The sequence below is a fragment of the Pararhizobium sp. IMCC21322 genome (assembly GCF_030758295.1).
GTDB lineage: Bacteria > Pseudomonadota > Alphaproteobacteria > Rhizobiales.
The window spans coordinates 3,312,984-3,334,649 of the sequence record NZ_CP132335.1 but is presented as its reverse complement, the minus strand read 5'-3'; the positions used below and the strand labels follow the sequence as shown (position 1 = coordinate 3,334,649).

General features: G+C 52.2%; 20 protein-coding genes. 10 read left to right on the top strand and 10 right to left on the bottom strand.

Features of this window, described 5'->3' with window-relative positions; translation table 11 throughout:
- Positions 1 to 24: 24 nt before the first annotated feature.
- The 5 genes from RAL91_RS15680 (at position 25) to RAL91_RS15660 (ending at position 4,549) form a co-directional block, all read left to right on the top strand.
- On the top strand, positions 25 to 915 hold the full coding sequence (locus tag RAL91_RS15680) for an SMP-30/gluconolactonase/LRE family protein (RefSeq protein ID WP_306257194.1): 891 nt from the start codon (positions 25 to 27) through the stop codon (positions 913 to 915).
- A 12-nt stretch (positions 916 to 927) separates the two neighbouring features.
- Positions 928 to 1,590 (top strand): RraA family protein, encoded by a 663-nt coding sequence (locus RAL91_RS15675; protein ID WP_306257192.1) that lies wholly within the window; start codon positions 928 to 930, stop codon positions 1,588 to 1,590.
- Between the two features lie 6 nt (positions 1,591 to 1,596).
- Complete coding sequence (locus RAL91_RS15670; RefSeq protein WP_306257190.1) at positions 1,597 to 2,643, top strand: hypothetical protein; 1,047 nt, start codon at positions 1,597 to 1,599, stop codon at positions 2,641 to 2,643.
- A 428-nt stretch (positions 2,644 to 3,071) separates the two neighbouring features.
- Positions 3,072 to 4,010 (top strand): phage tail protein, encoded by a 939-nt coding sequence (locus RAL91_RS15665; RefSeq protein WP_306262958.1) that lies wholly within the window; start codon positions 3,072 to 3,074, stop codon positions 4,008 to 4,010.
- 14 nt (positions 4,011 to 4,024) lie between these two features.
- On the top strand, positions 4,025 to 4,549 hold the full coding sequence (locus RAL91_RS15660) for a phage tail protein (protein WP_306257188.1): 525 nt from the start codon (positions 4,025 to 4,027) through the stop codon (positions 4,547 to 4,549).
- A gap of 77 nt (positions 4,550 to 4,626) precedes the next feature.
- Here the strand turns inward: RAL91_RS15660 and RAL91_RS15655 are convergent, their stop codons facing one another.
- The 5 genes from RAL91_RS15655 to RAL91_RS15635 all read right to left on the bottom strand — a co-directional run bounded on the left by RAL91_RS15655 (position 4,627) and on the right by RAL91_RS15635 (position 8,871).
- Positions 4,627 to 4,917 (bottom strand): hypothetical protein, encoded by a 291-nt coding sequence (locus RAL91_RS15655; RefSeq protein ID WP_306257186.1) that lies wholly within the window; start codon positions 4,915 to 4,917, stop codon positions 4,627 to 4,629.
- A gap of 182 nt (positions 4,918 to 5,099) precedes the next feature.
- Complete coding sequence (locus tag RAL91_RS15650) at positions 5,100 to 5,771, bottom strand: GntR family transcriptional regulator (RefSeq protein WP_306257184.1); 672 nt, start codon at positions 5,769 to 5,771, stop codon at positions 5,100 to 5,102.
- A 13-nt stretch (positions 5,772 to 5,784) separates the two neighbouring features.
- Positions 5,785 to 7,269: a tripartite tricarboxylate transporter permease gene (locus tag RAL91_RS15645; RefSeq protein ID WP_306257182.1), complete on the bottom strand. Its 1,485-nt coding sequence runs from the start codon at positions 7,267 to 7,269 to the stop codon at positions 5,785 to 5,787.
- Between the two features lie 15 nt (positions 7,270 to 7,284).
- On the bottom strand, positions 7,285 to 7,827 hold the full coding sequence (locus RAL91_RS15640; RefSeq protein ID WP_306257181.1) for a tripartite tricarboxylate transporter TctB family protein: 543 nt from the start codon (positions 7,825 to 7,827) through the stop codon (positions 7,285 to 7,287).
- 63 nt (positions 7,828 to 7,890) lie between these two features.
- Complete coding sequence (locus tag RAL91_RS15635) at positions 7,891 to 8,871, bottom strand: tripartite tricarboxylate transporter substrate binding protein (protein ID WP_306257180.1); 981 nt, start codon at positions 8,869 to 8,871, stop codon at positions 7,891 to 7,893.
- 253 nt (positions 8,872 to 9,124) lie between these two features.
- Between RAL91_RS15635 and RAL91_RS15630 the strand changes: the two genes are divergently transcribed.
- Both RAL91_RS15630 and RAL91_RS15625 read left to right on the top strand, forming a co-directional pair.
- Entirely contained in the window at positions 9,125 to 9,907 is a 783-nt protein-coding gene (locus tag RAL91_RS15630) for an SDR family oxidoreductase (protein WP_306257179.1), read from the top strand.
- Between the two features lie 52 nt (positions 9,908 to 9,959).
- Entirely contained in the window at positions 9,960 to 10,628 is a 669-nt protein-coding gene (locus tag RAL91_RS15625) for a hypothetical protein (RefSeq protein ID WP_306257177.1), read from the top strand.
- A 105-nt stretch (positions 10,629 to 10,733) separates the two neighbouring features.
- On the opposite strand, the gene RAL91_RS15620 is transcribed toward RAL91_RS15625, so the two are convergent.
- Positions 10,734 to 11,573, bottom strand: a complete 840-nt coding sequence (locus tag RAL91_RS15620; RefSeq protein ID WP_306257176.1) for an SDR family NAD(P)-dependent oxidoreductase — start codon at positions 11,571 to 11,573, stop codon at positions 10,734 to 10,736.
- 351 nt (positions 11,574 to 11,924) lie between these two features.
- On the opposite strand from RAL91_RS15620, the gene RAL91_RS15615 reads away from it, so the two are divergent.
- Positions 11,925 to 12,266, top strand: a complete 342-nt coding sequence (locus RAL91_RS15615; protein WP_306257175.1) for a YnfA family protein — start codon at positions 11,925 to 11,927, stop codon at positions 12,264 to 12,266.
- Between the two features lie 52 nt (positions 12,267 to 12,318).
- Here RAL91_RS15615 and RAL91_RS15610 read toward each other — a convergent pair whose 3' ends face one another.
- Together RAL91_RS15610 and RAL91_RS15605 are read right to left on the bottom strand one after the other, a co-directional pair.
- Positions 12,319 to 13,032, bottom strand: coding sequence for a VIT family protein (locus tag RAL91_RS15610; protein ID WP_306257174.1), 714 nt, complete (start codon positions 13,030 to 13,032; stop codon positions 12,319 to 12,321).
- Positions 13,033 to 13,789: 757 nt separating this feature from the next.
- A complete protein-coding gene (locus RAL91_RS15605) occupies positions 13,790 to 14,164 on the bottom strand; it encodes a hypothetical protein (protein WP_306257173.1) in 375 nt (124 codons plus the stop codon).
- A 276-nt stretch (positions 14,165 to 14,440) separates the two neighbouring features.
- Here RAL91_RS15605 and RAL91_RS15600 point away from each other — a divergent pair, with 276 nt between their 5' ends.
- Together RAL91_RS15600 and RAL91_RS15595 are read left to right on the top strand one after the other, a co-directional pair.
- A complete protein-coding gene (locus tag RAL91_RS15600; protein WP_306257172.1) occupies positions 14,441 to 17,869 on the top strand; it encodes a PAS-domain containing protein in 3,429 nt (1,142 codons plus the stop codon).
- Positions 17,869 to 18,579, top strand: a complete 711-nt coding sequence (locus RAL91_RS15595) for a response regulator (protein ID WP_306257171.1) — start codon at positions 17,869 to 17,871, stop codon at positions 18,577 to 18,579. The genes RAL91_RS15600 and RAL91_RS15595 overlap by 1 nt, the downstream gene beginning before the upstream one ends.
- Positions 18,580 to 18,722: 143 nt before the next feature.
- On the opposite strand, the gene RAL91_RS15590 is transcribed toward RAL91_RS15595, so the two are convergent.
- The gene (locus RAL91_RS15590) at positions 18,723 to 19,130 is read right to left on the bottom strand and encodes a hypothetical protein (RefSeq protein ID WP_306257170.1); all 408 of its coding nucleotides are present in this window, start codon (positions 19,128 to 19,130) and stop codon (positions 18,723 to 18,725) included.
- A 143-nt stretch (positions 19,131 to 19,273) separates the two neighbouring features.
- Positions 19,274 to 21,604: a DUF3604 domain-containing protein gene (locus RAL91_RS15585; protein ID WP_306257168.1), complete on the bottom strand. Its 2,331-nt coding sequence runs from the start codon at positions 21,602 to 21,604 to the stop codon at positions 19,274 to 19,276.
- Positions 21,605 to 21,666 lie beyond the last annotated feature (62 nt).

The following is a 21,666-nucleotide window of genomic DNA, read 5'->3' as shown; positions in this document are numbered from 1 at the left end:
TTGGACGTAACTTGGGAGGCATGAATGATAGGCAAGGTTCAATGTATTGCCCCAACCGGGGATATCTGCGGGGAGGCGGCTACATGGTCAGCCGATGAGAACCGCGTTTACTGGGTGGATATCAACCGGTTTCTCATACACCGTATGGATGTCGCCAGCAGCGCTGTAACCAGCCATCTGTTTGATGAGCCTGTTGTCGCCCTGTCGCTGACCACAGGTGACGGGGTTCTGCTTGTCGCGCTGGGCTCAAAGTTGATCCTGCTTGATGTCGAGGCTGATGCTCGCGAAGATCTGGACGTGCACTTGTCCGGCGCACCGGGCGTGCGTTTCAATGATGGTCGCACAGACCCGAACGGTGTGTTCTGGATTGGCTCCATGGGCAACAATGTCGGGCCAAATGGCGAGAGTCTGGACATTGACGATGGCCTGGGCAAGCTGTTTCGCTATCAGGCCGGTGGCGAGTTGGAAGAGGTTGAGGCCGGGATCGGGATTGCCAACACGCTTTGCTGGTCGCCTGATCATTCCACTTTTTATTTTGGCGATACGCTGAAGAACGAAATACGGGCTTATCCCTTTGACACAGCAACAAGCACAATCGGTGCAGGTACGCCCCATTGCGCAGGCATTGAGCGTGGTCTGCCCGATGGCTCGACGATCGATGTGGATGGTTTCCTGTGGAACTGTCGCTTTGGTGGATCATGCATCGTCCGGATCGCGCCGGATGGTACGGTTGATCGGGTGATTGAAATGCCGGTGAAAAACATCACGACCTGCTGCTTTGGCGGCGCTGATTTATCCTTGCTCTATGTCACGACGGCCAGCGTTGCCAAGGCCGAGAGTGATCGACTGGCCGGCAGCTTGTTTGCAATCGAGACCCAGACGCGTGGCCTGCCGGAAAACCGTTTCAAGCTTTAAGGAATAAAAATTATGGATATTGCCAAGCTGACCGAGCGTTTGAATGCCTGCTATAGCGGCGCTGTCTATGATGTCATGCGCGCGCGGGGGCTTGAAAACTGCGTGCTGCCCCATTCCATTGTCGGGCTTGATAACGAGACCCGTGTTGCCGGTCCGATTTCTACGCTCAAGGGTGTTGCGTTTGATGCCAATCGGCAGGATGAAAAGGTCGACTATCTGCTGCCATGGGTCCAGTTTCTGTCCAGTGCTCCAGCTGGCCATGTTGTGCTCTGTCAACCGAACTCGGAGCGCCTGGCGCTGATGGGGGAATTGTCAGCGGAAACGCTGAAAGTACGGGGAGTTCTGGGCTATATTGTTGATGGCGGATCACGTGATAACAGTTTCATTCGCTCGATTGGCTTTCCGGTGTTTTGCCGGTTTCGGACCCCACGCGATATCGTTGCAAAATGGGTGCCCGACGGGATTGATCAACCGATTACCATCGGTGATGTGCTGATTGAACGGGGTGATTTTGTGATTGCCGATTTTGACGGTGTCGTGATCATCCCGCAAGGTATTGTGGAGGAGGTGATCACCGAAGTTGAAGAGGTGATCAGCGCTGAGGACAAGGTGCGTGCAGCTATTCTGTCAGGCACAGATCCAGTTGATGCATATCTCGAATTTGGCAAGTTCTGACGCCTCATGGATGAAGCGCGTACACTGCGTTGGGCACATGGATCGCTAACGGTCCAGCGTTTGGGTGCCATGCTCGCACCAATTCGGTTTAATCTGCCAAGTGGCCGAAACGTTGAACCACTGCATATTGCTCCCTGGGCAGACGATGGCACGATCAGTGATGTTGAACTGGCAGAATTACCGCCAATTTTGCACCGTCTTCGCGGCGAATGGCCGTGCGTTCCTTTTGGCGCAGATGAGCCGGAGAATTTAGCGCCCGAATGGGCCGCATCCATGGGGCGGAGCGTGCCGTTGCCAGTCAATCCTCCGCCACATGGCGAAAGCTCCAATTGCAAATGGAATTGGCAAGCTGCGGGCGATGATCGACTTTGCCTTTCACTTGATTACCCTGATGATCATCCCATCGCCCGTGTTGAGCGTGATGTCATACCCGATCCTGACGCAACAGCTGTAAATCTCCTCCTGCGCATTACACCACGTGCAAACTGTCAATTGCCGCTTGGTTTGCACCCGACTTTCGCTTTGCCATCCATAGTGTGCTCAGCAAGCATCATGCCCCCGCATGCCAAGCAGATTCGCAGCTATCCCGGATCATTGGAGCCGGGAGGAGATATCTTTGCGCCCAATGCAGTCTTCACACACCTAACGGATGCGCCATCTCACAAGGGAGACGCGATGGATGCAAGCCGCGTCCCCTTTGAAGAGGCTGGAGAGGACTTACTTCAGCTTATCGGTGTTGAAGAGGGGCGCGTCTCCCTCGACAATCATGCTGGTGGCTATCGCGCCACGCTGAGTTGGAATGCCGAGCATTTCCCCAGCCTTGTTATTTGGTACAGCAATTGTGGCCGGCAACAAGCCCCATGGCTGGGTCGTCATACTGCGCTGGGTCTGGAGCCCGTCTGTTCAGCCTTTGACCTCGGGGCAGCCATTGCCACCGGCGATAACCCCATCGCGCAACAGGGCGTGCCAACCAGTATTCCACTGTGTGCCGGTGAGGTTTTCCAGACCCATTATCGGATTGCTGCCGACGATCTGGCTTCCGGCTCCTGGTGACGTGCTCTCATAAGATATGGCAAGGTTGCGAGGCAAATTGCGCCTTTGGATTGAACTCTGCCGGAGCTTCAATTGCTTCACGGTATCGACATTCCAACTCATTATTCTGATTGTGTCGCAGTCGCGGAATATTTTGCGCATATACCGAGTGCAGACGGTTCCGCTGAGCATGGAGTCCGCGGTCCAGATGCTTTGACCTTTTTCAGAAATGCCGCCATATTTGGTTAATGAGTCGACCGCAGAAAACCACCACAGTTAGAATGCCGGCAGATGAAAAACTGCACCCCGCCCATGTCGTCGCCATCCGTCCTGATGTGGAAGGTATATTTGCCAAACGCGGGGATTATGTTCTTACCGTTCAGACACCAGCAGGCACGCGCAATGTAGTGATGCCTGCAGATGGCAACATCAATCTGCATGTCAGTTTGATGCAGGAGGTTGAGCCCAAAACCGAGTTGTTTAGTGTCGCTCAAATGACGGTGGAGTCCACCTCTTCATTTGGCGAAAACGATACGGCAAGGCGGCGTGAATCCCCTTCAGTTGTTGAGCCAAAATATACATCCGGCGGTGGTGCATCCCGTTCTGGCAAAGCCGGGTGGGGCATCATTACGATTGCGTTTTGTTTGCTTGCTTTGGTACTTGCTGCGTTTCTGCCGGGTGTTGTGTTTGGTCTTTTCGAGAGTGCGATTGAACTCTCTGATGCCTTCATCGGGGTTGCGCTTGGCGTTGCCTTGTTTTTGCTTGTTTCCATTTGGTTGCTATCGAAACTGGGGTTTCTTTCATCGCGAGCGATTGGTGGACGGGTTGCATCTGTTTCGGTGATGATATTTGCCGGATTGCTTGCTTTGGGCATCCAGTTTCCACAAGTCAGAGATATCCAGAAAAGTATTGGTGCACCGGTTGCATCTTTTGCAATTAATCAGCTGCAACTGTTTAGCGACGCGACTGGTATTGCCGGTTTCTGGCCAACGACTGCAGCTCAAACTGTTATTTCGTTGCCAGCAGATGACAGTTTTTCAGGTGATTTGTTCGATCCACAGATTGGTGAGGTCATATTGGTGGGATTTGATTTCTGTCCAAGAGGCTGGGCGCAAGCGGATGGGCAAGTGATAAGTATAGCTCAGAATACTGCGCTGTTTTCACTTTATGGAACTAACTATGGTGGCGATGGACGGACAACTTTTGCCCTGCCGGATTTACGCGGCCGGGCTCCATCGCATTTACGACACCGTAATAGCTTGGGGCAAAGATACGGTCATGAAACCAGTATGGTTGCCCGTGGTGCAGACAAAATGCAGATAGGCACACCGCATCTTGCAATGACTTATTGCATTGCCTTGTCGGGCACTTTCCCATCGAGGAGTTGAAGTTGGAGCGTACTATGAAAATTGGCAGAGCTCACTCTGGTACTGTGAAGTCAGGTGGACCGCGTTTTAGTCGCCCAAAGGTTGGGAAATTCGGTGCAGGCATGGTCATTTTGAAACTTCGCCAGAAGGTATTGATGGTTGGTGCAATCACGGCATCCATATTTGTTTCTTGTACCGGGGCCAAAGCGGAGCCTTTCCTCGGCCAGGTCATGATTACGGGCAGCAATTTCTGCCCACGGGGTTGGGCCGAAGCAAACGGACAATTGGTGGCTATATCAACGAATGATGCGTTGTTTTCTCTATATGGGACAATGTATGGCGGAGATGGGCGCACAACATTCGGTCTGCCAGATCTCCGGGGACGCGTTCCGATTCACAGAGGTGAAGGGCCAGGATTGTCACCTCGCAGAATAGGCAGTTCCGCAGGTTCTGATGTCGTTAATGCAGCCAAAGGCGATATAGAGAAATACGCAGGTCCGCCCAGTCTCACACTACTATATTGCATCGCATTCCAGGGAATTTATCCATCTCGGCAATAGTCCCGATTCAGGAATCTGCGTCATCACTAGATGATAAGACACAGAAATTTCGTGGCAGGTTTAGGTCATTGCATCAATCATAGCGTGGTGTTGTTCAATTCAATTTCAATATCACCAATGAGGCTGCCTAAAACGCCTTTGCCATTCGTGTAAATACCATCTGGATCATTATAATTTGAATGCAACTCGACAAGTGCTGAATGAAGTTCGGCACCAAAGTTCCCGTTGTTAGAATTTGCACCAACTTCTTCAATGAGGGCACGTGCACGCGCAATTGCGGTGATGGCCACAGTGCGGTCATATTGGCTGGCTTGTGCGGCCAGCGCGTGTTTTTCTACGTTGGCGTTTATCCTGTCGATTAAGGCCATCTTTGATTTCCATCCAAATCGATTTTTGAGACATTACATTCTGCAATCAGGTGCCTGAAAAGGGAAGTAAGATGTCCATCGTAATTCAACGCTGGTGGACTAGATGTTTGGGAATGATTAGCTCGCCATTTCAAGCCGATTAACGGTTCAGAGCCAGCCGACCTTCCAAATTGAAGACTGATTTAGGCAAGGATCTGGCTGCGTCCAGTCTGATCGAGGAAATACAGGAAATCTGACAGGCCATTTGCCAGCGCGTTCACGTGGCTGCGCATGTGTTGGGCCGCTATTGTGCCATCACCTGCGCCTATGGCTGTGAGGAAGGCGCTGTGCTCCTCAATGGAGGTTGCAATTCGGCCAGGCTGATGGGTGATGTGGCGTCGATAGGGTGACAGGACTCGGCCTACGCGCATCTGTTCCTGCAACATGCTGTTTCCGGATGCATCCAGTATAGCTGAATGCAGCAAATCATTGGCCCGGCAGAAGGCGTCAACATCATGGTCGGCGTGGGCCGATTCGCAACTTGATTGGTATTCCCACAATGTTGCCAGCTGTTTTGCCGTAATCCGGCCTGCGGCCTGTTCGGCAGCAATGGCCTCCAGCTCGCTGATAACGCGAAAGCCATCCAGCAATTGGGTCAATGTCAATCTGGCAATATGTGTGCCGTGCCTACCATTGATCTGAACAAGACCTGTGGCGGCGAGGCGTTGCAATGCTTCGCGCACGGGTGTGCGTGAAGCGTTGAACTGCTCGGCAAGCTCACGCTCATCCAGACGTTCTCCGAGGGCGCGGTGGCCCGACAGAACTTCTGACTCAAGCTGTTGAGCGATTTTTGCAGAAAGTGAAATTGTTTCCATGAGATAACGCACTTCATTGTTTGGCGCGTTTGCGCCACCAGTCGAAGACAGGATAGAGCAGGGCTGCTGCTGACAACAGCACCAAAATGAGAGAAATGGGTCGCTCCAGAAAGACTGACCATGAACCGCGGCTGATGATCAGACTGCGGCGGATATTTTCTTCAAGCAATGGGCCAAGTATGAGGCCAAAGGCAATGGGGGCAGCGGGTAATTTCAGCATGTGCAGGCAATAGCCGACCGCGCCAAAGAACATCATCACATAGACATCGCTCATGGTGTTGCGCACAGCAAATGCACCGCAGACGCATAGCACGGCAATCACCAGCATGAGAATGTGCCTCGGCATTTTCATGAGTTGGACAATCAGGGCAATCGCGACAAAGCCGAAAATCAACGTCAGGCCGATGGCAAAAAACAGGGACCCATAAACGGTTCCGACAAATTCCGGGTGTTCTGCAAACAGAAGCGGGCCGGGCCGCATGCCGTGTAGCAGCAGGGCACCCATCAACACCGCCGTCATTGTGTCGCCCGGTACGCCAAGGGTCATCATGGGGATCAATGCTCCGGCAACGCAGGCATTGTTGGCAGCTTCCGGCGCAACGATACCGGCAGGCGCGCCTTTGCCAAATGTCTCCGGTTCCTTGGAAAACCGCTGCTCCTGCGTGTAGGCAAGCGCCACGGCAATGGCGGATCCGGCCGCCGGAATTGCACCGATGAAAGCACCAATCATGGAGCCTCTGAACATGGTTGTGCCGAGCCTGAGAATTTTCGCGATCGGCGGCAGGATACGGCCGAAGCTTGGCAGCCGTTCGATGCCTTTGCTTCTGTCGGAAATATTGATCAGAACTTCTGAGAAGCCGAAAATTCCAACGGTCAGCGGCACGATATCAATGCCGTTCTGCAGAACCTTTGTTCCAAAATCAAAACGCGGTGCATCTGTCAGCTTGTCAAACCCGACCATGCCAATAAGGAGACCGATACAGCCAACAAGCACACCTTTGAATGTTGAACCGGGAGATGCATAGGCCAGCATGGTCAAGCCAAAGACGGCGGCCATGGCAAATTCGGGGCTGCGAAACTGAATGGCAGCAGCTGCAATCAGTGGGGCAACGACTGACAGCACCAAAAGGCCAAGCAGCCCGCCGATTGTCGAGGCCAGCAATGCATAGCTCAGCGCTTCTCCAGCGCGTCCCGACCGTGCCATCGGATATCCGTCAAACTGGGTCACAATTGCGCCGGGCGTGCCTGGAATATTGATCAGGATTGCTGAAATTGAACCACCGAAAACGCTGGCAGAGAAAATGCCAATGAGAAATATAATGGCAGATTCCGGCGGCATGGCGTAGCTGAAGGGCAGCAATATTGCGAGCGCCATTGTGGAACTGACACCCGGCAACGCGCCAAGTATGATGCCGATCAGAACGCTGGTCAGCGACAGGCCGATCAGAGCCGGTGACGTGCCGATATGGGCGATCGAAGCGAAAAAGACATCAAACACGGAAATCACCAAGCATCACGGAAACCGCACGCCGATCAAGAGGTCGAAGCAAGCATAGATGAGCAGTGTTGTGAGGCCTGCCGCCAATGCCGCGATCATGCCATTACGAAACGGTGCGCGCATTGGGTCATGTGTCAGGCCGAAGGCCCACACACATACAAAGATAAAGGTGGTGGGCAGATAACCGATATGCGTCATGAAAAACGGAAAGCTGGCGATGGAGGCAAACAGGGCCAGTGCCAGTTTGAAGCCTTTCGGCAGACGTTGGGCTGGATGGGATGATTTCGCCGCAGATCTGCGGCTTAAAAATGCGCCTGCTGCAAGAGCGGCTGCCCCGAGAGACAGCACAGACAGCACGATAATCGGCAGTAATGTGGGGCCAGGGTCCGCGCCTGCATACAGATCGCTGAACAGGTTTTCGTCGCTCAACAACGACGTCCAGCCGACAATGGCCCAGATGAGGAAAAATGCAGCTACTGCAATGTCGGACGCAAAATTACTGGTCTCAAAAAGGGGGCCGGTGTCTGTTGTCTCATCCGTTACTGAATCTGTTTGCATGCATGCTCCGCTCAGGTGAAGCGGCCCGGGAGAAAAGAAACCGCCCGGGCCGATAGATACAGATTACTTCATGTTTGCTTTTACCAGACCGGCCTCGAGCAAAATTGGATAGACAGCTTCGTCATGCGCCAGAATCCAGTCTTTGGTTGCATCTGCTGGCATGGGTGTCACCATGAAACCTGCTTTTTGAGCCGCTTCCTGAAAGGCCGGATCGGACATGGTTTCCATGAAGAGCGTTTCCAGATAGGCCATACGGTCTTCAGGAACGCCATTGGGTGCAAACAGTGCGCGCCAGTCACCAGCCACGAAGTCGAAGCCCAGTTCCTTGAATGTCGGAACATCGGGAACGAGGAAATGCCGGGCTTCGGCTGCCACTGCCAATATCTTGACGTCTCCGGCTTTGTGCTGATCCACCAATTGATGAACCGGCAATGTTGCCGACTGTACTTCGCCGGAGATGATGGCCGCGACGGTTGGCGCATAGCCCTGATACGGAACTTTTGTCATTTCGACGCCAAAGGTGCTTTCAAAAACCGAAGCGACAATATGCGATGAGCCACCAGGTGCATCATTGCCGTTTATGATGCTGCCGGGTTCAGCTTTCAGCTTGGCGATGTATTCCTCTACGCTGCTGATCCCTGCATCGGCACGCACTTCAAGCGCTCCGGGGTCAGGGCCGAAAAAGACCAGCGGGGACACGTCACCAATAGGGGTTGCATTGGCGTTCAGATATCCCCGGGCGACAAAACTGGATCCCATAATACCGATTGTATAGCCGGTGGGGTCTGCTTCGGCTGCGTGACGAATGCCATTTGCACCACCTGCGCCCGTTACGTTTGAAACAACAATGGGAACGTCGGCTTTCTTCGAAGCCCATTCGGCAATCAGTCTTGCTGATGTGTCCTGACCGCCGCCTGCGGGCCAGTTTACGATGATTGTAATCGGCTCAGCGGGAAAGTCTTCCGCGATAGCCGGTGTCAGCGCCAATGCAAAGGACGCTGCAAAAAGTGTTTGAATTGATTTTCTTCCAATGTGCCAGACCATATTCAACCTCTTTCTCCAAGGAGTTCTCAATACCTGAATTTATTTTTGATATTTTGAAAGCGTTATGTGCGCCGTTATGGTTCACCTAAATTTTAAAATTGACAAGTGATAAATACCAAAATACCAATTTAGGTATTGAATTTGATCGATATTCGTAAGTTTTGCACTTAATATGTGTAAAATGTTCACGGATTAGGCAACCAAACAGAATGACGACCCCAAACAGAACGAAGACTGTGGAGAAGGGCATCTTATGGATCTGAACTTAACCGGACGAACCGCATTGATTACAGGGGCCTCGCAGGGAATTGGCGAAGGCCTGGCCGTTGGGTTTGCGCAAGAGGGCGTGAACCTTCATCTGGCAGCGCGTCGCGGCGATGTGCTGGAAGCCCTGGCCAAGCGGCTTCGCGAGGAGTTTGGGGTTTCTGCAATTGCTCATGCGACCGATCTGACAGAACCGGAAGCCGCAGAGCGGCTGGCTGCCGATGTCGGCGATGTTGATATTCTTGTGAACAATGCCGGTGTTATTCCGGGCGGGGATCTGTTCAGCATTGATGGCGAAACATGGCGCAAGGGCTGGGAGCTGAAGGTTCTTGGCTATATCGATATGTGCCGCTTGTATTATACCAAAATGAAAGCCAGGGGCGGCGGCGTCATTCTCAACAATATCGGCAATGCCGGTGAGCGGTATGACGCGAACTATATTGCCGGCACATCGGGCAATGCCTGTCTCATGGCCTTTACGCGGGCTTTGGGCGGACCAAGTCTGGATGACAATATCCGGGTTGTGGGGATCAATCCTGGCCCCGTCGACACCGACCGCATTTACAAATTGCTCAAACATCGCGCCAAGGAATGGCTCGGCGATGAGGGGCGCTACAAGGAACTTCAGGACAAATACCCGTTAGGACGTCCAGCGCATGTCGCTGAAATCACCGATCAGATGCTGTTTTTGGCTTCAGACAGGGCCGGTTACACATCCGGCACAATTATCACCATTGATGGCGGCATCGCGTCGCGCAGTTCCATAATCTGACAATGGATTGTGTGGTTTGAATCCCGGAATGCCCGGTTGAAAAGGATATTGCGTGAAGCGTGTCGGATTAATCATTCCCTCGTCCAATTTGGTCATCGAGGATATGCTGCACGGCAGGGCTGGTTCCTTCCGAAAGGATATTGGCATTCATATTGCCAGACTGCCGGTCACCACGGTCGATCTAGGTAACCGTTCCAAAAAACAGTTTGATGCGGAAATGGTTGATCAGGCGATCGATCAATTGCTCGAAGCACAAGTCAGTCAGATCATATTTGCAGGAACCGCCGGTGCTTGGCTTGGTATTGAGCGGGAACGGCTCTGGTGTGCAGAGGCTGAGCAACGGACGGGCGTGGCGGTGACCAGCACAACTTTGCTTACCCTGGCGGAACTGAAAACCCTCAATTTTGGCTCGCTGGGGTTGGTCACACCTTTCACACCAAAGGTTCACGATGCGATTGTTCAAAATTTTGAAAGTGAAGGTTTTTCAGTCGGTTACGGGAGCTGTTTCGGGCTTGATAGCAGTCGACAGATGGCGGAACTCCCTCTGGATCAGATCGCAGACCGTATAGACATGAGTTTCCAGAAAGGCTGCGACGGGGTCCTTTGTTTTTGCACGAATTTTCGTGGTTTCGAGGCGGCGCAATTGGTCAGGTTCCCCCAGATTGCTGGAAAGATACTCGACTCTGTTCAATTGACTCTGGATGCAGCAGGACGGGTTTAGCGCTCGCTCTCAGGCCGTGTGCGTAGCCCGTCAATCTGCCAGTGCTACACTCAGCACCGGCATGGACTTCTGACATTTGACATCACGCAATAACGAGAAGTCGAGTTAGTTTCTTTTGGAGAATTCGTCAAAAGAACCGGCCCAATCCTTGTGCCACCGAGAGAGCGGCGGCCGGTTTTCGATGATGTCACCCATGGCCCAGGCCATCCGCTTTTCGTCTGCAGCCCGGCTGACGTCATTGTCGGGGCAGATGATATAGAAATCGTCATTCCGCAGACTTTCCATCATGAAATCGGCGGTTTGTTCCGGTGTCCAGGCACTTTCTGGCTTCTCGGTTCGGCCATGGCGTGTCAAATCAGTGAAAACAAAGCCCGGAACCAACAGATGTGCTGTCACCTTGGACCTGCTCTCTCTCAGGTGATGTTGCAGCGCTTCGGTGAAGACTTTCACGCCTGCTTTTGAGACATTGTAAGCCGGGTCGCCGGGGGGCGTTGTTATGCCTTGCTTCGACCCTGTGTTGATAACCAAGCCGTCTTGCCCACGTGACATCATGCCCGGCACAATGGTTTGGCAAAAATTTACAACGCCGCCAAGATTGACTGATAGAACCTGCTCCCAAGTCTTCGAATTATCAAAGATATCACTGCCCGGTTGGGTTCCAGCATTACACATCAACACATCCACGCCGCCGAAAAGATCAACGACTTCAGCTTCAAGCGTCTTGACCGCCGCCAGATCCGAGACGTCAATTTGCCGTGTCATCACGTTTGGAGCACCATCGGCACGAAGCAAAGCCTCAGCGGCTTGAAAGAGCTGCTCGCGCACATCAACCAGAACAACATTCATTCCGTTCCTGGCGAAAAGCTGCGCCGCAGCAAGACCGATACCAGCCGCTCCTCCGGTAATGACCGCTGTCTTGCCAGCGCCAATTGCATTCATGCCCATGTTCATTTTCCTACCCGGTGGAAGAAGGCTCTTCATAGAAGTTTGATGGCCTTTTGTGAAGCATTTCGACCTATCGGAGATTGGTCGCCAGCCGGTGCAAAAAGGGTGCGTGGGATTAATTCTGCCAAAGGACGCGTGAAAATGGCTTTGCTTTAACTAAAGGCAACTTTGTCCGCAACTCGGCCATCGAGCATCAAGACGTGAGTTTAGGACCTATCAATTGCTGCAGCATCGAGTGGCGGTATCTAGCGCTGGTCAGATATCGGGCCGTTACAAAATGGATGGTTTTTGCGATTAATCCAGATAAACTCATACAGTATTTCCATTCGAAAATTACGGTAATTTTCATTTATGAACCAATTTTTATCCATATCAGCTATTTATGCAGCGGCAGCTTTCGCCGAAATAGCTGGTTGCTTTGCTTTTTGGGCATGGCTGAAAATGGGAAAATCCATTTGGTGGATTGTTCCTGGCATCGGAGCTTTAATTGCTTTTGCGTGGCTCTTGACGCTTGCTCCCAGCAGCCATGCAGGGCGCGCGTATGCGGCCTATGGTGGAGTCTATATTTCTGCGTCGTTGTTCTGGCTTTGGTGGGTTGAAGGACAAACACCTGACAAATGGGATATTATTGGAGTCGTTCTGGCTTTGTCAGCTGCCGTCATTATTTTGTTCGCGCCACGCGGAACTGCTTAATAACAGCGCGTTGCAAAAAGCATTCTTTTTGCAACAAATTCCATACATCCAATTATGCGACTGCAACTCCAAATAGCCAACCGACACCTGCGGTCACAGCCATTGCAGCGCTTCCCCAAACAAGAACACGAATTGAAGCAGGAATTATGGGTGCGCCTCCTAACTTGGCTCCCGTCGCACCCAAAACAGCGAGCGCAATCAAAGTCGCAATCAGAACGGAAACAATAATGGTATCTGCGGCAGCAAGATATGCCGCCAACAATGGAATTGAACCAGCTAGGCTGAATGTCAAAGCTGATGCAAAAGCGGCTTGAATGGGATTGGCGGCGTGGATTTCCGACAGACCTAGCTCATCCCGAACATGCGCTCGTAACGGGTCATCACCAGTAAGTTCGTGTGCGACCAATTCAGCAGTTGTCCGTGTTAATCCTCGCAATTCATAAATCTCAATAAGTTCGGCAAATTCGGCTTTGCTATTCGTCTCGAGAAACTCTTTTTCGCGCTCTATATCAGCGGTTTCAATATCAGATTGCGATGATACCGAGACATACTCACCAGCCGCCATCGACATCGCACCTGCAACAAGCCCAGCAAGCCCTGCAATCAGTATTGAACCCGAACTGCTCTCTGCTGCCGCAACGCCAACTATAAGCGAAGATATGGACACAATGCCGTCATTTGCACCTAAAACAGCCGCTCGCAACCAAACGCTTCTGGAAATATAATGAGGGTCTTCAGGATGGGCAGATTGGAAATGAATATTCATAAGGCTGTGTTATTTCGATTTATTTTTCTATTAAAGCAAAAGTTCAATCACTGAATACAGCATGACGTTGCAAAAACCATCGTTTTTGCAACACCGCTTTAGCCTTCGCAACATGGCGGTTCAGTTAAAAAATGGGTGCATGACACATTAATTCCAGCACCAATGATTGGCGGCACAGAGCGCTAAGTGACGCACTTGTTCAACATCAATATTCTTCTTGGAGTCGCAGCCTTCAGATGTATCGGCCCTTTTGTTCGATCATATCACCTTGTGAGGTGCTTTCGAGGTATTCGCGGAACGATTTGCTGAAACCAGGCCTGTGTTCTTCCCACCAACGCTGCGTCCCTGGGCGATGAAAGAACCACAAAATTTTGTCTCTGTGCCCATCCCAAAATTCATCATCAATCATGCAGAGTGATACTGAAAATAGGCGTTCTCGTATTTCCTGAACAAACTAATGCCGAGATAAGCAAATTGAAGATACTCGATTTTATTCAATTGATTCTGGACGCCGCAGCCCCAGAACAGTGGAAAGAGTGCCAAGGCGACATGGACATAGATTGTGGCGGCAACTGAAAGGGTGACCGTCACTGCAAGGATGATTTCGATCCATTTTCCGGTCCGGTTATTGATGGCTTGCCGTTCGCGTTCCAGCTCTTGCAGAGCCGGCGCGATTTTTGTTGTGAAAACGTTTGAAAACCCTTGTTCGTAAATGGCTCTTTCGACAAATCTGAACTTTGATGCTTCGCACAGCATCTTAGAACAGCACGGTATTTTCGAATGCGATGCTGAACCACAGTAACAGCCATGCCATGAAGCACTGGAATGCAAACAAAAGCCATATGATCAATGCTGATCCTGTAAAAGTTGCGACAACAGCAAAACCAACCGCCAATGCAATGAACACGAGCATTTTGGGTTCGTTCAGAAATGCATTTTGCTGAAGCAGTGTCATACCCATTGTCAGCGCCAACCCCAGTGAGCTGATGATTGTCAAAAGCCGCAAGGGTGTCATTGTCCAGCTGTTGAAAGCGGAAAAAGCCAGCGCCACCGCACAAACCGTCAGAAATACGATCAGGCTGATGGCTTCCTGACCCAGATTGGAGAAACTGGTCTGGAGGTGTCGGTGCATCTTGTCGCCCATTTTTTACCGTTGAAAACGGGGGCAATTTGACAGTACAGCGTTTCGGTAATTGGTCAGGCAAGCGGATGTATGGTTTCAATTGTATCAGCCCACCCGGGATACAGGGCTACATTGTTACAATTGATACAAAGGAAGCCATGCTGCGGATACAGGAACAGGGCTTACTGTATGCGGGGCTGCCGATCATGATCAAAGAACATGGTCAAACATCGCTATGAGGTGTTAGCAATTCTGAAGTGTTATTGTTGAAATCGGGCAAAACGCATGTCGCATGCGGATCATATGGACCAGAGCGCACAAACCACACAGGACTCCCTCGACTTCCTGCAGGAGGTGATTGGGGCACTTGAAGAAGGAGTTGCTCTGTTTGATGCCCGGCTGCAATTCGTCCTGTGCAATCAAAAATATCTTTATCTTGCTTGTGCGCCTGATGTCGCGGTTCCAAAAAAGGGCGAGGGGTCCGATGCCATTGCCCGTCGGCAATTCGCTTCCGGGGCATTTGTGTTTCCTGATGGGACCGAATTGAACGATGTTGTTGGCTCAACGCTTGATGCCGTCCGCATGCTGAAGAGTGGCGTTGAATTCCAGCGCGCCGACGGTCGGGTGATATCTGCCTCTTCCAGAAAAACCCATCAGGGCGGATTTCTGGTCACCGTTATGGACATAACCGAGCGTCGCAAAGTGGAGGAGGCGGAACGTCGATCAGGCGAATTGTTGCGTACCGTTATTGAAGCCTGCCCGGCAAATTTTCTCATGTCCCGGGCAGCAACAGGAGAGGTGCTTTACCGTTCTGTCGCGTCGAAAGATCTGTTTGGCGAGCAGATTAGCGCCAAAAGCCATTGGACCAACCCGGTTGATAGAACAACTTATCTCGCTTCATTGGAGCGGGACGGGCGGGTTGACGACATGTTCGTTGAGGGGCGCAACGCGAAGGGCGAGATGTTTCCGTCTCAGGTTTCCGCGCGTTTGATCCGCTATCAGGATGAAGATGTCATCGTGTCCTCGACAACCGATCTGACTGACGCTTTCACATTGCGCGGCGAACGGGACAAGGCCAATGCCCGATTGCGTGATGCGGTTGAGGCGCTGGAAGAGGGGTTCGTTCTGTATGATGAAGAACATCGTTTCGTGCTGTCGAATAGCCGCTATGCGGACATGCTTGGTCCCCATCGCAGGAATTTGAAACCTGGCACACATATGTCGGATATTATCGAGCCGGCACTCGCCGGAGGATACATATCCATGGTCCGTGCTCCCGAGGGCGGTATGGAAGGCCTTCTCGCCACGCTTGATGAACAAAGGACGCTGAAGGTCGAGATCAAGGTTGCTGACGGGACGCAAAGGGAAATTACGCTGGGCAAGCTGGCTGATGGCGGAATTGTTGCCACGGTTCTGGATATTACACATCAGCGTACTGCCGAGGCGTGGGCGCGTGAAATGCTGAGTGACGCTATTGAAGCGGTTGATTTCGGCGTGGCCCTTGTTGACGATAGCGAGCGGCTTGTCTTTGCCAATCAGAAGTTTCGGGAAATTGGTGACCCCAACAACAACGTTTTGCTGGCAGGTCAAAAAATGCGGGACATCCACAGCGCAGCTGTTGATACCGGGCTTTTTCCAACGATGCCCGGACTGTCAAAAACAGATTTACTTGATTTTCTGGATGCGCAAATCCGGGATTCAGCCAAAGGCTTTTTGGTTCCCAACAATCACAACAGCGAAATCGTTGGTAGCATTTACGAAACCTCGTTCGGTGGCCGGTTGTTGACCTTGAATGATGTCACGGAACAACGCCGCACCGAGCGCCTGTTTGCAGATGCGGTTGCACGTCTGCCGGTTGGTGTTGCCATTGAGCGGGAAGATGGCCGTTTTTCTCATTGTAATGATGCATTTGCGGGGCCGTTTCAGCGCTCTGCGGTAGAGCTTTTGGAACTGTCACCTGAAGAACGGGTGAACATTCTTGCGCCCAAAATGGCGACGGTAAATGGCAAGCCGACAAATGGCAGGGCTGTGGCGGCCTTTGCGGAGGCTCTGGAAGTGCAGCGCATGTCGTTGCGGCCCATGGAAGTCAGTATGCTGGATGGGCATCATTATCTGGTTGAGCGTGCTGATACCCAGGATAAGGGCCGTGTGGTTGTGGTGACTGATATCACTGGCCTCAAGGAAGCCGAAGCAAAGACGCTGGATGCTGTTACCGATGCAATTCAATCGCTTGATGAGGCGCTTGTGCTGTTCGATCACGATTTGAAATTCGTGATGGCCAACAAGCGCTGGTACGAGATTTTCTTTTCTGATAATCGCCTGCCGGATATGGGCGAAAGCGCACATGATCTGATGCTGCGTCTCATGAATGCCGGGTTTTACATGCTGCCCGATGACATGAATGCCCAGGAATTTGAAACGCAGATGATCCATGCGCTGCGCAATTATTCAAAGCGTGTTCCGCTTGCACTGGCCGATGGTCGTTTTCTGCTGACGTCATCGCACAAGACGGGCCTTGGCGGATTTCTGGTCTCTTGCACGGATGTCACAGAACAACACCGTGCTGAAGAAGAACTGGAACGCCAACGGGAAATCAGTCATCAAAATGAAAAACTGTCCGCCCTCGGTGAACTGCTGGCGGGTGTCGCCCATGAATTGAACAATCCCCTGTCAATCGTGGTGGGTTATGCCCAAATGCTTCAGGGAAAGGTCAAGGATCCGGTTCTGGAAAAGCGCGTTGACCGGATTGCCCAGGCTGCTGAAAGAAGCGCCAGAATTGTGAAAACATTTCTGGCAATGGCGCGGCAGCGCCCTGCAAAAATCGAGACCTGTCCGCTCAATGAACTCGCGACGATTGCTTTGGAAGTGGCGGGCTATGGGCTGCGTGCCAATGGTGTCAAAATTTCCATCGATCTTGACCCGCATCTTCCAGCGGTTTCAGGCGATCCAGATCAACTTGTTCAGGTCTTCACAAATCTGATTGTGAATGCTGAACACGCTGTTGCGGCACTAGGCGAGGGTGGAAACCTGACCATACGCTCTTACCAGGACCCTGATAAAGAACAGGTGGTTGTCGAAATTCGCGACAATGGCGCGGGGATACCCAAAGACATACGGGCGCGTATATTCGAACCCTTTTTCACAACAAAAGACGTGGGAGACGGAACAGGTGTTGGCCTGGCATTTTGCCATCGGATCATCGCGACACATGGCGGTGTTCTGGACCTGAAATCTGTGCCGGGCCGCGGCACTGTTTTCTTCGTGCGTCTTGACGTCTTCAAGTCAGACGCGGAGGTCGTCATCGAAGCGCCCGCCATTTTGAACCAGTCGAAAAATCTGCGTGTTCTTGTTGTTGACGATGAGCCGGATATTGGTGAGCTTATCCACGATATATTGGCGGAAGTTGGATATGAAACGACGCAAACCATTAGCGCTGAAGATGCACTGAAGCGACTTCAAAGCGAGCCGTTCGACCTGATCATAAGCGATTTCAAGATGCCCGGCATTGATGGTGCGGGCTTTTATGGGCTGTTGACGGATCAGATGCCACATCTGGCCAAATGCGTTCTTTTCATTACTGGAGACTCCATGAGCAGCAAAAGCACGGCGTTCTTTGAGGAGAGCAATCAGCCGTATCTTGAAAAACCGATTGTCGCAGGAGAATTGATCCGGAAAATCAACGAAATAATCGCCGGGAAGGGTTCGGTAAGCTGATGAATGATGCTGGCAAACAAATTCTCGTCTGTGACGATGAAATCCATCTTCGAGAGATGGTTGCGGAGTATCTCGGCGAACGAGGTTACGCTGTTACTGAAGCTGGAAACGGTGCCGAACTGAAGACAGTTTTGCAATCAAGCGCGCCGGATTTGATTATTCTGGATGTCAATATGCCGGGCGCCGATGGGCTGACCGTTCTTCGGGAATTGAGGATTGATTCCAATGTTCCGGTTATCATGCTGACAGCTGCCAGCGAGGTTATCGACCGGGTTGTCGGGCTGGAAATGGGCGCTGATGATTATGTCGGAAAGCCGGTTGACTTGCGCGAGCTGGAAGCTCGCATAAAAGCGTCACTGCGGCGTCAGAACACCAATTCAGTTGAACAGAGTGCCAGGGCAAGGATGAAAGGCACAATTCCTTTTGGAACCTGCCGTCTTGATCTGGATGCAGCAAAACTTTTTGCAGCAGACGACAGTGAAATTGCGCTGACGGCTATGGAATTCAGTCTGTTGCGTGTGTTCGCTGAAAATCGGGGCCGTGTCCTCAATCGCGATCAGCTTCTGGAACAAGCGCATGATCGGGGGTGGGAACCCTTTGACCGATCTATTGATCTGCGCATTTCCAGGCTGCGGCGAAAGATTGAATCCAATCCCGAGAAGCCTGAAACCATCCGCACAGTGCGGGGCATCGGATATGTCTTTGATTGAGTGACAAAAGCCGGGATTGAGTGACAAAAGCCGGAATTGAGTAACAAAAGCCCGGCTCAAAAAGGGAACCCCGCGATTGACGGATCAATCACAGGGTTGTCTGGCCCATTCAGATAATTTGCTACCGGGAAAGTAGCGGGTGGTTAATTGCCCAGGCACTTTTCCAGCAACGCTGCGTCGGGGTCGCTTGCGCCGGGCCCAAATTCTGCATAGCAACCTGCCGTCCAGGCAACAGCTTTGTTCTTACTGTCAAATGTTTCATCGGGTACGCCCTCACGTGTCGTGTTTTGCACCGAGGCACGCGCGGGTTTGATGGGGGCAGGAGGGGTGTTTTCCATTTTTGCCTCCCGGGCTTTGACTGGTGATTCTGGCTTTACGCCGCCATTATAGGCACAGGCTACCTCACCGCTTATCGCGTCATCGCCGAATTTGAATATGGTTCCATCATCACATTCCACAGTTCGGTTCATGCCCGCGGATACAGCTGGAAGAGTTGATGAAATCGCCGCCGCTGCCAGAACAGCAAGAGCTGCAAAGACTATCTTTTTCATGTCTATCTCCGTTCATGTCTGGGGTGGCAGGATTGCCAATAGCGACAACATGGCGGGGAGACATATCAGGAGTGCGTTTTGCTACGTTTCAATTGTATCGGAGGGCGGGCAAATTGATACAATTGATACGTTGGGTTGCGGATTTAGCGAAATACATAAATCGGGCTTGTCCACGCCCGGGTTCCGTCTTCCAGCTCAACCCTGATGTAAAATGGATTATCACCGTTCGATTTGAGCGCAAGCGTGCGGTCGAATGAACAAGACACATGCGGGTTTGTATCAGGCAGTCGATAGACTTTCATGAAACGCGGTAATTCGCCTGATGCGTCGAAAATTGTATCTTCATACCCGATATCAGCAATTGCGATTTCCCGCTCCACCAATGGCGTCTTGATGGAAAGGGATCCGGCGTCCCGGTCCGACATCACGATATCGACGCCACCAAAATTTCCGGTCGTCAGCGCGCGCCAACTGAGGTCCGTATCACCCTGCTGCTCCAATATCTTGTCCCGGTTGAGGAAGTTGACAGGCTGGCTGCTCTTGATCGTGTTGCCTGCTACTTTTGCAGTTCCATCCCAGATGACTTCCCGGAACCGCCCGCGATATTCAGCGCCCTCCCAGTGCAGCCTCAGACGCGTTCCCAGATCAGCTTCGGAATAAGGTCTGAAGCTTTCCACAAGGTTCAGACCATTGAAGATATCGATGCGGGTGATTGGCGAACGGGCTGCAACTGATACGGCAAGGTTGATATTGCCCCGGGGCAGATGGACGATGTCACCCATCATAGCGGAATTGGTCGAAACACCTTTGGTTTCAAAGAGGGCCGGGTCGTCGTGATAAAGGATTCCAGGTGCGTCGAAAGTTGCTGTTACGTCAATGATCATGCGGCCTGAATCGCCGCCGGTGGTGCCGTAATGGCGGCGCATGCGCATGCAATCCAGCAGGGCCTCGCGGGAGAGTTCAGGCGTGATGAAACATGTCAGCCCGCCAATTGCGCCGAATTTTCCAGCGCCCGGATAACTGGCGCCGGGGCGACCTTTATGGCCATCTGAATTGGTGACGACACCAACCCGGTATCCCAGTTTGAAGGCATCCTGAAGCAGCCATTCAAAGCTGCCCCAAGATGAATGAACCTCCACTGACCGTTCGAAACGGCCATCATGGGCATACCCGATATCCGCATAGCGTCCGCCGCAATGGGCGTAGCATACGACATCAAATTCCTGATTGTCTGCAAAGGCCTCGAACAGGTCTTTGGCAGTTGTGCAATCCGTGTCAGCAGTTGTCTGATCTTCGATCAATGCATGGGAAGAGCGGCGAATGGTGCGGTTTTCATTGGGGAAATAGACGTTTCTATCACCGCCCAAAGATGTATTGCCAGACCATTCGTAGCCCGGCAATGCAACAAATGAACCGGGAGCATCGAACTCTGCAGTAATCCGGTTCAACTCGCTCCAGAACCCGTCACTGATCTGGAAGTCATTGCCCTGATGACCGCAGGTATCCACAAAAGCGCGGTCTCTGGCAAATGCGAAATAGTCTCGTGCGCTTCCCGTGCCAATCGTCTCTTCCGATTGTCCATGCATATCGCCCCAGAAATGCACCAGATCGCGCTGTTCCACGATCAGCGGGTTCGTCCGCGCAATTGCGGTGCCTTCTGCGTCTTTGACAAGTATCGACGTGTGACCGGCCTCTGACAGGCTCAGTTGGGGAATGATGAGCGCGTAATCGCCTTTTGTGAAACGGGCGGTTTCGGGAAGGCCTTTGATCTGCGCATCGGTTTCACGCTCCAGTGTCACAGTGCCATCGCACTGATTGGATGGATTACCCCATTTATCCTCGCCTTTGATTTTAAGTGAAAATGGTTCGCCGGGTCGGCAGAGCGTTGGCAGGACAGCGACGAAACGTTCCGGCTTGCCCGGCACAATGGCTATGGTTGGCTGGACGGGCAGGGGCTGGAAGTTGAACGTTGCGACAGGGTCGGCCAACACACGAAATTCGAACGTATCTTCGCAAAATGTCTGCAGGCGCATTCCTGGGCCGCCAAAGTCCGTGACGCCAAATCTGATGACGATCTGGTCGCCTTCCTGAAGAAATCCCTTCACGACTTTTATCCACAAGGTCCGGTCCCATGGACGCACATTGCCTTTCGGGTCCCAGCGCAACTGAAGCAGTGCGCCGTTTGAGGCGGTCACGGTGCAGTAATTTGCCGCTTCCGGATGGTCAAATTGCGGATTGCCCTGATCTGATGCAAAGCGGAAGCAGATGCGCAGACTACCGGAATCATCAATGCCAAACGTTCCGGCGGTGTAGGTCAGTGTGAAACATGCATAGCTGCCCGCTTCGAAATTTCCAGACGGCGAAATCTCTGCCGATCCCAGTTGGGCAGGATTGATGGCGTGGCGAATAACACCGCTGTCCATTGCTTCCCAGTTTCTGTCGTCATTGCTCTTGGCTGGCAACTGATCGGTCATAACAATTGGTCCATTTCATTGGGGTCTCTTGGCATGGAGCGGGACGGGCCACTGCGGGTACT